The organism is Microbacterium sp. SORGH_AS_0888 (genome assembly GCF_030818905.1).
Taxonomy (GTDB): Bacteria; Actinomycetota; Actinomycetes; order Actinomycetales; family Microbacteriaceae; genus Microbacterium.
Genome location: NZ_JAUTAZ010000001.1, coordinates 2,031,934 through 2,044,274, shown reverse-complemented (window position 1 = coordinate 2,044,274; position 12,341 = coordinate 2,031,934). Strand labels below are relative to the sequence as shown.

Sequence of the window (12,341 nt, the reverse complement as noted above, 5' to 3'; positions counted from 1 at the left end):
GAGTGATGGCATGTCCGAGGGCAGACCGATCTGGCAGCGCGATGACTGCCCGCCGTGGTGCGACGGCGAGCATCGGGATGACGACCATCCCGACGACCGCATCCACGCCGCGGCGGGGGTCGGCGTGCCCGTGACGCTGCGCGACCCGGACTCGGGCGAGGCGTTCGAGGACCAGCTCGAGATCGCGCTCTGGCGGCGCGACGGCGATCGACGCACGTGGCTCCATCTCGGCGCGTCACGCGGCAATCACCTCGAGATCGCGACTCCCGACATCACGGCGGTCCTCGACGAGCTGTTCCGGCTCGCCGGTGTCGACGCCGAGGCGCAGCTGCGGGAGCTGGCGCGGGCGGTGGCCCGCATCGACGACCTCTGAGGGCGCCCCAGGCTCAGCCGAACCAGCCGAAGACCACGGCGAACGGCACCACGAGACCCACGATCCACAGCACGAGGAAGGCGATGCCCCACAGCAGATACCGCCGGTGGCGTGTGCTATGCGCATCGCCCCACAGGCTGTGTCGCACGAGCGCTCGTTGCGCCTCGGTCACGATCCGGCGCACCTCGGGGTCGCGCGTGTCGAGCGCGCCCCGTCCGACCTGTTGGAGGATGCGTTCGGCCTCCTCCGCGGTCAGCGGTGTCGGTCGCGGCTCGCCCTCATCCACCGTCGTGTCCTCCCTGGGTCAGTCGCGGTGCGCTCAGGCGTCGGCCACCAGCCGGGCCGCGAGGCCGGTGTAGGTCGCGGGGGTGAGGGCGAGCAGCCGCTGCTTGGCCGCATCCCCGATCTCCAGTCCTGCTACGAACTCCGCGAGCTCGGGCGCTCCCACCCGGCGGCCGCGCGTGAGCTCCTTGAGCAGCGCGTAGGGGTCGGAGATGGTCGAGCGCCCGGCGACGACCTCGGCGCGCACCACGGTCTGGATCGCCTCGGCCAGCACCTCCCAGTTGTGGTCGAGGTCGTCGAGGAGCACCTCGCGCGCGAGCGAGATCTCGCCGAGGCCTCGGAGCAGGTTGTCGAGCGCGAGCAGCGAGTGGCCGAACGCCACGCCGATGTTGCGCTGCGTCGTGGAGTCGGTGAGGTCGCGCTGCATCCGCGACGTCACGAGGGTCGCGGCGAGGGTCACGAACAGGCCGCCCGCGATCTCGAGGTTGGCCTCCGCGTTCTCGAACCGGATGGGATTGATCTTGTGCGGCATGGTCGAGGAGCCGGTCGCGCCGGCGACCGGGATCTGCGAGAAGTAGCCGAGCGAGATGTAGGTCCAGACATCCGTCGCGAGATTGTGCAGGATGCCGCCCGCGTGGCGCGCGCGGTCGTACAGCTCGACCTGCCAGTCGTGCGACTCGATCTGGGTCGTCAGCTCGTTGAAGCCGAGCCCGAGCCCCTCGATGAAGGATCGTGAGAGAGCGGGCCAGTCCAGCTCGGGGTCGGCGGCGAGGTGCGCGGACCAGGTGCCTGTCGCGCCGGAGAACTTCGCCAGGAAGTCCGAGGCCGCGACCTGGTGGGCCACCCGCTCCAGCCGCCACGCGAACACGGCGAGCTCCTTGCCCATCGTGGTGGGGGTGGCGGGCTGACCGTGCGTGCGGGCCAGCATGGCGGCGTCCCGGTGCTCCTCCGCGAGCGCGCGGAGGGCCGCGATCACCTCGTGGAGCTTGGGCAGCCACACCTCGGTCACGGCGCGCTTGACCGTGAGCGCGTAGGCGGCGGAGTTGATGTCCTCGCTCGTGCAGGCGAAGTGGGTGAGCTCGGCGATCGCGTCGAGCCCGAGCTCGCTCAGCCGGTCGCGTACGAGGTACTCGACGGCCTTCACGTCATGCCGCGTGACGGCCTCCCGTTCCGCGAGCCAGGTGATCTCGGCCTGTCCGAAGTCGCGGTAGAGGCGCCGCAGCGACTCCTTCTCGGTGTCGGTCAGCGGCGTCGAGCCGAAGACCGCCCGGTCGGTGAGGGCGATGAGCCACTCGACCTCCACCTCCACGCGGGCGCGGTTGAGGCCGGCCTCGGACAGGAACTCGCCGAGGGCTGCGACCGCCGGCCGGTAGCGGCCGTCGAGGGGGCTGAGCGGCTGGACGGGAAAGCTCGTCACGGTACTCCGTCGGATGCGGCCATCCGCGCTGCTACGCCGTGAGACGGATGGCGGGTTCGAGTTGCCGGAAGAGCGACCGGCTCGCGCTCTCGATCATACCGAGCACCTCGTCGAACATCTCGGGACCGGCGTAGTAGGGGTCCGGGACGTCGAGCTGGTCGCCGGCCGCCGGATCGAACCCGCGCAGCAGGACGATCTTGTCGGCGTCCGACTCGGTCGGCGCCCACTCGCGGAGGATCCGTTCGTGGGAGCGGTCGAGGGCGACGATGAGGTCGTTGCCCTCGAAGTCGGCCAGGGAGAACTGCCGTGCGCGGTGGGCCGAGCCGTCGTAGCCGCGCGCCGCCAGCGCCCGGATCGTGCGCTCGTCCGCGCGCTCGCCGACGTGCCAGTCGCCCGTGCCGGAGCTCGTCGAGCGCACACGGGTGCCCAGGCCCGCGGCATCGGCGAGGTTGCGGAACACGATCTCGGCCATGGGGGACCGGCAGATGTTGCCCGTGCACACGAACACGATGCGGAACGTCTCGGGTGCGCTCATCCTGCCATTGTCCCGCCTCATCGTGTTCTGCACAGCCCGCATCGCGGACGGAGTTGTGCACGGCCAGGTCGACGGGGCCGCCGAGCGCCCGGTCGCGCCCGTCATGATCGGCGCATGAGCACACGTCCCAGCCCCGAGGCCGCGGCAGCCTCGTTGGATGCCGCGCGTCAGGCGCTCGCCGAGGCCGGCCACCGATTGACCGTCGCCGCCGCGCTCGCGGACGACCTCGATGCCCGCACACGGTGGGTCTCGCCCGCGGCGAGCGTGTTCCGGGAGGGCCTGGGAGCCTGGTGCGACGAGCTGCGCGCCTGCCGCCTCCAGCTCGAGGACATCGGCGACGAGCTGCGCGTCGCCCGGACGCGGGCGCTCTCCGGGGCGGTCGGATGAGCGGGGTCACGATCTCGTCGGGCGGGGCGATCGCCGTCGACGCGGATGACCTGCGCGCGGCTGCGGCCGATCTGGATGTCGCGACCGCCCAGGTGCGCGAGGCCGCGGCCGACGTGTCGAGGGCGCGCGAACGGATCGCGGTGGCGCTGTTCTCCGCGCTCGGGGAGCATGCCGAGGCCATCCGCGGCGTCGAGCGCCTCGAAGGCGCGGCGGCCGACGCCATGGCGCTCGCCGCGGGACTGCGCACGAGCGCCGACGCCTACGATCTGATCGAGCTCCGCCTCCAGCGCTCCGCCGCGGGGGCGGACACGGCCGCCGTCGACGCGGAGATCGCGCTGCGGCGGGAGCGGTCGCCCGAGGCGGAGCGGATCGCCGAGGCCGCGCTCGAGGAGCACGGACATGCGGGCGACGCGGCCACCTCGCAGCTCGGGCTGCTGCGCACGGTCGCGCTGCTGACGGGCGTCGCCGCGCCCCTGGCGGTCGCATCCGGCGCCCTGGCGGCGCTCGTGACGGGCGTCCGGAGCTCCGGCCGCGGTCGCATCCCGCGGGGCGGTGCGGTCGCCGGCGACGTGGGCCCGGTCGCCGTGCGGACGGTGTCGACGGCATCCGCCGTGGCGCCCACGACGCTCGCCGACGCGTTCGACCGCATCCCCGAGGGCGGCGACGCGCGCGTGCGGGTCGAGCGCTACGACCTGCCGGACGGCCGGCGTGCCTTCGCGGTCTACGTCGTCGGGATGCAGACGATCCTCGGCTCCGACCCGTGGAACGGCGACGCCAACCGCCGGCTGTTCACGGGGGAGGATGCGGCCTCCCTCGCGGCGGTCGAGGCCGCGCTCGCGGCGGCGGGCGCGGAGAGCGGCGATGCGCTCTTCGCCTTCGGCCACTCGCAGGGAGGAATGATCGTCGATGCGCTGGCCGCATCCGGCGTCTACGACACGCAGGTGCTCGCCACCGCAGGGTCCCCCACCTCGTATGACGCCGGACCCGGGACGCTGAGCGCCGAGCTGCGCCACGGCGACGACCCGGTCTCGGCGCTCGCCGACGGCGGGTATCCGCAGCGCGTCGGCGGCGAGGGCAGCTTCGTCGCCGAGCGCACGGCCGACCCGGATGTCGGCATCCAGGATCTGCGGGCCGCCGCGCACGACCTCGACGCCTATCTCGAGACGGCCGCGATGGTCGACGGATCCGGTGACCCGCGCGCGGCCGCCCTGCACGAGCGGCTGGGGACGCTGGGAACCGCGACGGCGGTCACGGCCTACGAGTTCGCTCCCGTCGCGGCACCCGCCCGGCATCCGGTGCCCGCGCCGGGGCCTGCTCCGCTCACTCCTTCCGCTGGGGGCGCAGGATGATGCCGAAGACCCAGTTGATGAGCGAGATGAGCAGGGCCGCGACGACGCCCCACCAGAAGTCCTGGAGGCGCAGTCCCCAGTCCCACAGCTCGGTGATCCATGCGGTCAGCCAGAGCAGGAACCCGTTGACCACGAGGGAGAACAGTCCGAGCGTCAGGATGTAGATAGGGAACGTGAGGATCTTCACGACCGTGCCGACGATCGTGTTGACGAGGGCGAAGATCGCAGCGACCAGCAGCAGGGTCAGCACGAGCTGCAGCTCCTCGCCCGGCGGGAAGGCGATGACGGAGACCCCGAGGACGGGAACGAGGGTCACGACCCAGATCGCGAACGCGTTGATGACCACGCGGATGAGGAAACGCATGCCGACACTCTCTCGCGCGTGAGCGACGATGTCACGCACGCGCGCGAGCCGACCCGCTCCTAGACTCGTCGGGTGACCATCGAGCCCATCCCCGTGCGCGTTCGCCCCGAGATCGCGGCCCTGCCGCCGTATCGGCAGGGCAAGCAGGCCGGCGAGGGCGCGTTCAAGCTCTCGAGCAACGAGAACCCGTTCGACCCGCTGCCGCACGTCGTCGAGGTCCTGCGTGCGCGCGTCGACATGAACCGCTACCCGGATGCGACGGCGGCGCGACTGCGCGAGCGGCTCGGCGAGCGCTACGGCGTCGCCGCCGACGAGGTGCACGTCGGCGCGGGCAGCGTGGCGCTGCTGTACCAGCTCGTGCAGGCGGCGGCCGGCGCGGGGGACGAGGTCGTCTACGCGTGGCGCTCGTTCGAGGCCTATCCCGGGCTGGCGGTCGTGGCCGGGGCCCGCCCGGTCGAGGTGCCGCTCACGGACGAGTCCCGCCACGACCTGCCCGCGATGGCGGCGGCGGTGACCGATCGCACCCGTGTGGTGATCGTGTGCAGCCCCAACAACCCGACCGGTCCCGTCGTTCACCAGGCCGAGTTCGACGCCTTCGTCGCCGCCGTGCCGGACGACGTCCTCATCATCCTCGACGAGGCCTACACCGAGTTCGTCACCGACCCGGATGCCGTCGACGGACTGCGGGAGCCGGGCATCGCCCGACCGAACGTCGTGGTGCTGCGCACCTTCTCCAAGGCGTACGGCCTCGCGGGGCTGCGCGTCGGCTACGCCATCGGGCACCGCCGGGTGCTGGATGCCGCGCGGTCCACCGCGATCCCGCTCGCCGTCACGGCGCAGGCCGAGGAGGCGGCGCTCGCGAGCCTCGACGCGGAGGCCGAGCTGCGGGCCAGGGTCGAGGTCATCGCCGAGCGTCGCGACCGGCTCGTGGCGGCGCTCCGCGAGGCCGGCTGGCGCGTCCCCGAGGCGCAGGGCAACTTCGTCTGGCTCGCGACGGGGGCGGAGACGACGGCGGTCGCCGCGGAGTTCGAGGCGGCAGGGCTGATCGTCCGCGGTTTCGCCGGTGACGGCATCCGCGTGTCGGTCGGCGAGCCGGATGCTGTGGAGAAGGTCCTACGGATCGCTGCATCCGTTGTGGGGAACCTTGCGGAGGGGCACGAAGCGCGGCGGCTACGGTAGGAACCGTGACCCCCGACGACGCGAGCCCCCTCGTGCCTGTCGACGACCCTGACGTCGTTCGCGTCCTGGCCGCCGACGGCTCGTTCGCCCCTTCTCCCGCTGCGGAGCCCTATCTCTCCGAGATCGAGGCGCTGAGCGACTCCGACCTCGAGACGTTCTACCGCGACATGGTCGTCATCCGCGCCTTCGACCGGCAGGCGACCAACCTGCAGCGACAGGGCCAGCTCGCGCTGTGGCCGCCGAGCCTCGGCCAGGAGGCCGCGCAGGTGGGCTCGGTCCGGGCCGCCCGGACGCAGGACCACATCTTCCCGTCGTATCGCGAGCACGTCGTGTGCACGACCCGGGGCGTCGACCCGGTCGACATCATCCGCGTCATGCGCGGGCTGACGCACGGCGGCTGGAACCCGTTCGACCCGAAGAACGGCAACACGCACATCTACACGCTGGTGCTGGGGTCGCAGACCCTCCATGCCACCGGCTTCGCGATGGGCCTCGCCTTCGACGGGCGCTCGGGCACGGGCGACCCGGAGCGCGACGAGGCCGTCATCGTCTACTACGGCGACGGCGCGTCGAGCCAGGGCGACGTGCACGAGGCCATGGTGTTCGCCGCCAGCTACCGCACGCCGGAGGTGTTCTTCCTGCAGAACAACCAGTGGGCGATCTCGGTGCCGGTCCAGACGCAGTCGCGGGCACCGCTGTTCCGGCGGGGGGCGGGTTACGGGATGCCGAGCGTCCAGGTGGACGGCAACGACGTCCTGGCGAGCTACGCCGTGACCCGGCGGGCCCTCGAGGAGGCCCGCGCCGGCCTCGGCCCGCGGGCGATCGAGGCGATGACCTACCGCATGGGTGCCCACACGACCAGCGACGATCCGACCAAGTACCGCACGAGCGACGAGGAGCGCGCCTGGGCCGACCGCGACCCGATCGAGCGGATGCGCGCCTACCTCCTCTCGCGCGGCGCCGGGGAGGCGTTCTTCGCGGGGGTCGAGGCGGATGCGGCGGCGTTCGCCGAGGACGCCCGCGCGCGCACGATGGAGCTCGGGGGGCTCGAGGCCGACAGCATGTTCGCGAACGTGTACAGCGAGCCGCATCCTCTGATCGAGGAGCAGCGGCAGTGGCTGGCCGACTACGAGGCCTCGTACGAGGAGGACCCGGCATGATCATGTCCCGCTTCGCAACGGAGCATGTCCCACTTTCGACCGCTTGCGGCCCCGCTGAGCGGTCGAAAGTGGGACATGCCTGGGGGAGGGATGTCGCATGAGCGAGCTGACGACGATGCCCCTGAGCCGCGCCCTCACCGCCGGACTCCGGGCAACGATGGCCGCCGACGACCACGTCGTGCTCATGGGCGAGGACATCGGTCCCCTCGGCGGCGTGTTCCGCATCACCGAGGGCCTGCAGGCCGAGTTCGGTCCCCGTCGGGTGATCGACACCCCGTTGGCGGAGTCGGGCATCCTGGGCACGGCGATCGGGCTGGCGATGGCGGGCTTCCGCCCGGTGTGCGAGATCCAGTTCGACGGCTTCGTCTACCCGGCGTTCGACCAGATCACCTCCCAGCTGGCGAAGATCACGAACCGGCACGAGGGCGCCCTGCGCATGCCCGTCGTCATCCGCATCCCCTACGGGGGGCACATCGGCGCGATCGAGCATCACCAGGAGAGCCCCGAGGCGTACTTCACCCACACGGCGGGGCTGCGGGTCGTGAGCCCCTCGACGCCGAACGACGCGTACTGGATGATCCAGGATGCGATCGCCTCCGACGACCCGGTGGTCTTCCTGGAGCCCAAGAGCCGCTACTGGGTCAAGGGCGAGGTCGACCTCTCGGCGCGCGCGCTGCCGCTGCATGCGTCGCGGATCGTGCGTCGTGGCACGGATGTGACCCTCGTCGGGCACGGGGCGATGGTCTCGACCCTGCTGCAGGCCGCGGCGCTCGCGGAGGGCGAGGGCATCTCGGCGGAGGTGGTCGACCTGCGGTCGCTGTCGCCGGTCGACTACGGGCCCATCCTCGACTCGGTGCGCCGCACCGGACGCATGGTCTACGCACAGGAGGCGCCCGGGTTCACCTCGCTCGGGTCCGAGGTCGCGGCGACCGTGACCGAGCGGGCGTTCTACGCGCTCGAGGCGCCGGTGCTGCGGGTGTCGGGCTTCGACGTGCCGTTCCCGCCGGCCAAGCTCGAGGGCGTGTACCTGCCCGATCCCGACCGCATCCTCGAGGCGGTCGACCGCGCCCTCGCCTACTGACACGATGGAGCAGACCGCGAAACCAGTCGCGCGCGCCGAGACCGGCGGGAAACCCACCGGTCTCGGCGCCGGAGACTGGTCTCGCGGGTCGGACGAATGAGGGAACAGCGATGAGCGAACAGACTTTCCATCTCCCGGATGTCGGCGAGGGACTGACCGAGGCGGAGATCGTGCAGTGGCGGGTCGCGCCGGGCGATGCCGTCGCGGTCAACGACGTCCTCGTCGAGATCGAGACCGCCAAGTCGCTCGTCGAGCTGCCGTCGCCGTTCGCGGGTACCGTGGGCCAGGTCCTGGCCCCCGAGGGCGCCACCGTCGAGGTCGGCGCGCCCATCATCTCGATCGTGGATGCGGACGCCGCCCCCGCCGAGCCGCCGGCCGCGCCGGTCGAGCCGCCGGCCGACGACGACGGCTCCGGCTCCGTGCTGGTCGGCTACGGCGCCGCGGGCCAGGTCAGCTCACGCCGTCGCAAGCCGGCAGTGCGGCCGTCCGCGACCTCCGCGGGCGTCCTCGCGAAGCCCCCGATCCGCAAGCTCGCCCGCGACCTCGGCGTGGACCTGGGCACGGTCGTGCCCACCGGCGCCGATGGCGAGATCACGCGCGAGGACGTCATGACGCATGCGTCGCAGGCCTCCGTCTTCCGCAACATCGAGACGCCGGAGTGGCCCGAGGTGCGCGAGGAGACGATCGCGGTCGCGCCCGCGGCCGCTGCGCCGCCGGCGCAGGGACCGGCCGCGTCGGGCTCCCCGGCCCGGGTCGCCCCGGCCCCCGCGGGTGAGCGCGAGGAGACGATCCCGGTCAAGGGCGTGCGCAAGGCGACGGCGCGCGGGATGGTGCTGTCGGCCTACACCGCGCCGCATGTGTCGGTGTGGACGGATGTCGACGCCACCCGCACGATGGAGCTCGTCAAGCGCCTGAAGGCCTCACCAGACTTCGCCGATGTGAAGGTCTCCCCGCTGCTGATCGTGGCGCGCGCCGTGATCTGGGCGGTGCGGCGCACCCCGATGGTCAACGCGGCGTGGATCGACACGGAGGACGGCGGCGCCGAGATCCGGGTCCGCCACTTCGTCAACCTGGGGATCGCCGCGGCCACCCCGCGGGGCTTGCTCGTGCCCAACATCAAGGACGCCCAGAACCTCAACACGCGCGAGCTGGCGCGCGCCCTCGAGAGCCTCACGATGACGGCGCGCGCCGGTCGCACGGCGCCCGCCGACCAGCAGGGCGGCACGATCACGATCACGAACATCGGCGTGTTCGGGATGGATGCGGGCACGCCCATCATCAATCCCGGAGAGTCGGGCATCATCGCCATGGGCGCGATCCGGCAGAAGCCGTGGGTCGTCGACGGCGAGGTGCGTCCGCGCTGGGTGACGACGGTGTCCGGCTCCTTCGACCATCGCGTGATCGACGGCGACGGGATGAGCCGGTTCGTGGCGGATGTCGCCTCGGTGCTCGAGGAGCCGGCGCTGCTCCTGGACTGAGGCTCGGGGCGCGCGCGTCGAGTTGAGGCCACTCGATTTGAGAATGATTTTCACTAGCGCTTAGGCTGGAGTCATGTCTCGATTCTCGAAGCTCCTCGCCGTCCCCGCGGTCGGCGTCGCGGCGCTCCTCGCGCTCGCCGGCTGCTCGTCCGCGTCCACCCCGGCCTCCTCCGGGTCCGCCGGCGGCAAGATCTCCGTCGTCGCCTCCACCGACGTCTACGGCCAGATCGCTGAGACGGTCGGCGGCGACCACGTCGACGTCACCTCCCTCATCGCGTCCTTCAGCCAGGACCCGCACGACTTCGAGGCGAGCGCGTCCGACCAGCTCACCGTCAAGAACGCCCAGCTGCTGATCGCGAACGGCGGCGGCTACGACCCGTTCCTCGACTCGCTCGTCTCCTCGACCGGCTCGACCGCGCCGCTGATCAGCGCCGTGACGTTCTCGCCGGAGTGGAAGGGAACCTCCCCCTCCGAAGCCGTCGAGGGCTTCAACGAGCACGTCTTCTACGACCCGCAGACCATGGTCAAGGTCGCGGACGACATCGCCGCGAAGCTCGGCGCGATCGACCCCGCCGACGCCGAGACGTTCACCGCCAACGCGAAGTCCTTCGCGGACGACATCTCGGCCAAGGTCACCCCGATCCTCAACGAGATCGCGACGGCCCACACCGGTGCGAAGGTGTTCGTGACCGAGCCGGTGCCGCTGTACCTCGCCGAGGCCGCAGGCCTCGTCAACGACACCCCGGAGGAGTTCAGCGAGGCCGTCGAGAGCGGCACCGACGTGCCCCCGGCGACGCTTCTCGAGGCGCTGAACCTCATCGGCAGCAAGGACGTCTCCATCGTGTTCGTCAACGCCCAGGCCGCAGGCGCGGAGACGACGCAGGTCGAGAACAAGGCCGCCGAGGTCGGCGTGCCCGTCATCAAGGCCTCCGAGTTGCTGCCCGACGGCGACACCTACGTATCCTGGATGACCGACATGGCCACTCAGATCAAGAGCGCGCTCGGTTCTTGAGCACCGACGCCCCCCTCCGGATCGCGTCCGCTGCGCTCTCGCGCGGCGGACGCGATCTGTGGAGCGGGCTCGATCTGGTCGTCGAGCCCGGTGAGCTGGTCGCGGTCCTCGGGCCGAGCGGTGCCGGCAAGACGACCCTCCTGCGGGCGATCCTCGGTCTCGACCGGCTGAGCAGCGGGAGCATCGAGGCGCTCGGCCAACCCGTGCACCGCGCCGGCAACCGGCGCATCGGCTACGTGCCGCAGCAGCGTCCGCTCCCTCGGTACGCGGCGCTGCGCGCCCGCGACCTCGTCGCCCTCGGCGTCAGCGGACACCGTTTCGGCTTCCCCCTCCCGCGGCGCGGCGACCGCGAGCGCGTCGAGGAGCTGATCGACGCGGTCGGCGCGCGCGCGTTCGCCGACCGCCCCGTGGGGCTCCTCTCGGGCGGCGAGCAGCAGCGCCTCCGGGTCGGCCAAGCGCTCGCGGACGACCCGCGCCTTCTCCTGTGCGACGAGCCGCTCACGAGCCTCGACCTCGCCAACCAGCAGGCGGTGGTCTCCCTCATCGACCGTCATCGCCGGGAGCGCAACGCGGGCGTGCTGCTCGTGACGCACGACATCAACCCCGTCCTCTCGTCGGTCGACCGCATCCTCTATCTCGCGAACGGCCGCTTCACGCTGGGCACGCCGGACGAGGTGCTCACCTCGCGCACGCTCACGGACCTGTACGGGGCGCCGGTGTTCGTGCTGCGCGCCGGCGACCGCCTGGTCGTGGTGGGCGCTCCGGATGCGGCGGAGTCGACGCATCACCACGACGACGCCCATGGGGAGCCGGCCGCATGAACTGGTCGGACATCGGCAACGCGCTCTTCGGCGGCGCGGCCCAGTACGGGCAGATCCTCGCGCTCGTGCAGAACTCGGTCTGGGCCGGTGCCGTGCTCGGGATCATCGGTGGGCTCATCGGCGTGTTCGTCATGCAGCGCGACATGGCGTTCGCGGTGCACGGCATCAGCGAGCTCTCCTTCGCCGGCGCGGCGGCCGCGCTCCTGTTCGGCTTCGACGTCGTCACCGGCTCGATCGTCGGCTCGCTGATCGCGGCCGGTCTCATCGGATGGCTGGGAGCCCGAGCGCGCGACCGCAACTCGATCATCGGCGTGCTCATGCCGTTCGGCCTGGGCCTGGGCATCCTGTTCCTCTCGCTCTACAACGGCCGCAGCGCCAACCGGTTCAGCCTGCTGACGGGCCAGATCGTGTCGGTCCAGGGCGCGCAGCTGGGCGTGCTCGTCGTGATCGGCATCGTCGTGCTGGTCGGGCTGCTGCTGATCTGGCGCCCCCTGCGCTTCGACTCGCTCGACCCGCAGTCGGCGGCGGCGCGCGGCGTGCCGACGAAGACGATCTCTTTCGCCTTCATGCTGCTGCTCGGACTCGTCGTCGCGGTCGCGGTGCACATCATCGGGGCGCTGCTCGTGCTGGCGCTGCTGGTGACCCCGGCCGCGGCGGCCATGCGCGTGGCCACGGGGCCGTTGCTCGTGCCGCTGCTCGCGACCCTGTTCGGCGTCGTGTCGGCGGTCGGCGGCATCATGCTCTCGGTCGCGGGCACGCTGCCGGTGAGCCCCTACATCACCACGGTCTCGTTCCTCATCTACCTCGTCTGCCGCGCGATCGGCGCCCGTCGTGACCGCGTGACGGTCGCCGACTGACGACCGGAACGCCCGGCCCGTGCACAGAGTCGCGGCGGTAGACTCA

14 protein-coding genes are annotated in these 12,341 nt (G+C 71.8%); 10 read left to right on the top strand and 4 right to left on the bottom strand.

Annotated features, from left to right (window positions below; all coding sequences use genetic code 11):
- The first annotated feature begins 10 nt into the window (after positions 1–10).
- Complete coding sequence (locus QE381_RS09910; protein WP_307217758.1) at positions 11–373, top strand: hypothetical protein; 363 nt, start codon at positions 11–13, stop codon at positions 371–373.
- 13 nt (positions 374–386) lie between these two features.
- Here QE381_RS09910 and QE381_RS09905 read toward each other — a convergent pair whose 3' ends face one another.
- Genes QE381_RS09905 through QE381_RS09895 form a run of 3 tightly spaced genes read right to left on the bottom strand, consistent with a single transcriptional unit; the run spans position 387 to position 2,607 of the window.
- Positions 387–659 (bottom strand): hypothetical protein, encoded by a 273-nt coding sequence (locus QE381_RS09905; RefSeq protein ID WP_307217756.1) that lies wholly within the window; start codon positions 657–659, stop codon positions 387–389.
- Positions 660–692: 33 nt separating this feature from the next.
- Positions 693–2,072 (bottom strand): adenylosuccinate lyase, encoded by a 1,380-nt coding sequence (gene purB, locus QE381_RS09900; RefSeq protein ID WP_307217755.1) that lies wholly within the window; start codon positions 2,070–2,072, stop codon positions 693–695.
- Positions 2,073–2,103: 31 nt separating this feature from the next.
- Positions 2,104–2,607, bottom strand: a complete 504-nt coding sequence (locus tag QE381_RS09895) for a low molecular weight protein-tyrosine-phosphatase (protein WP_307217754.1) — start codon at positions 2,605–2,607, stop codon at positions 2,104–2,106.
- 114 nt (positions 2,608–2,721) lie between these two features.
- Between QE381_RS09895 and QE381_RS09890 the strand changes: the two genes are divergently transcribed.
- Positions 2,722–2,994: a hypothetical protein gene (locus tag QE381_RS09890; protein WP_307217752.1), complete on the top strand. Its 273-nt coding sequence runs from the start codon at positions 2,722–2,724 to the stop codon at positions 2,992–2,994.
- The gene (locus QE381_RS09885) at positions 2,991–4,343 is read left to right on the top strand and encodes a hypothetical protein (protein ID WP_307217750.1); all 1,353 of its coding nucleotides are present in this window, start codon (positions 2,991–2,993) and stop codon (positions 4,341–4,343) included. Before QE381_RS09890 ends, QE381_RS09885 begins: the two co-directional genes overlap by 4 nt.
- Here QE381_RS09885 and QE381_RS09880 read toward each other — a convergent pair.
- Positions 4,315–4,707: a phage holin family protein gene (locus tag QE381_RS09880; protein ID WP_307217749.1), complete on the bottom strand. Its 393-nt coding sequence runs from the start codon at positions 4,705–4,707 to the stop codon at positions 4,315–4,317. The two genes, QE381_RS09885 and QE381_RS09880, sit on opposite strands and share 29 nt — an antisense overlap.
- Positions 4,708–4,779: 72 nt before the next feature.
- On the opposite strand from QE381_RS09880, the gene QE381_RS09875 reads away from it, so the two are divergent.
- The 7 genes from QE381_RS09875 (at position 4,780) to QE381_RS09845 (ending at position 12,295) form a co-directional block, all read left to right on the top strand.
- Positions 4,780–5,886: a histidinol-phosphate transaminase gene (locus tag QE381_RS09875; RefSeq protein ID WP_373426929.1), complete on the top strand. Its 1,107-nt coding sequence runs from the start codon at positions 4,780–4,782 to the stop codon at positions 5,884–5,886.
- A 5-nt stretch (positions 5,887–5,891) separates the two neighbouring features.
- Complete coding sequence (locus QE381_RS09870) at positions 5,892–7,046, top strand: thiamine pyrophosphate-dependent dehydrogenase E1 component subunit alpha (protein WP_307217747.1); 1,155 nt, start codon at positions 5,892–5,894, stop codon at positions 7,044–7,046.
- 97 nt (positions 7,047–7,143) lie between these two features.
- Positions 7,144–8,127: an alpha-ketoacid dehydrogenase subunit beta gene (locus tag QE381_RS09865; RefSeq protein ID WP_307217745.1), complete on the top strand. Its 984-nt coding sequence runs from the start codon at positions 7,144–7,146 to the stop codon at positions 8,125–8,127.
- Positions 8,128–8,237: 110 nt separating this feature from the next.
- Positions 8,238–9,605, top strand: a complete 1,368-nt coding sequence (locus tag QE381_RS09860) for a dihydrolipoamide acetyltransferase family protein (protein ID WP_307217743.1) — start codon at positions 8,238–8,240, stop codon at positions 9,603–9,605.
- A 73-nt stretch (positions 9,606–9,678) separates the two neighbouring features.
- Positions 9,679–10,617 (top strand): metal ABC transporter solute-binding protein, Zn/Mn family, encoded by a 939-nt coding sequence (locus QE381_RS09855; RefSeq protein WP_307217741.1) that lies wholly within the window; start codon positions 9,679–9,681, stop codon positions 10,615–10,617.
- Positions 10,614–11,438 carry a metal ABC transporter ATP-binding protein gene (locus QE381_RS09850; protein ID WP_307217739.1) on the top strand — a complete coding sequence of 275 codons (825 nt, stop codon included), beginning with the start codon at positions 10,614–10,616 and terminating at the stop codon, positions 11,436–11,438. Before QE381_RS09855 ends, QE381_RS09850 begins: the two co-directional genes overlap by 4 nt.
- Complete coding sequence (locus tag QE381_RS09845; RefSeq protein WP_307217738.1) at positions 11,435–12,295, top strand: metal ABC transporter permease; 861 nt, start codon at positions 11,435–11,437, stop codon at positions 12,293–12,295. The genes QE381_RS09850 and QE381_RS09845 overlap by 4 nt, the downstream gene beginning before the upstream one ends.
- Positions 12,296–12,341 lie beyond the last annotated feature (46 nt).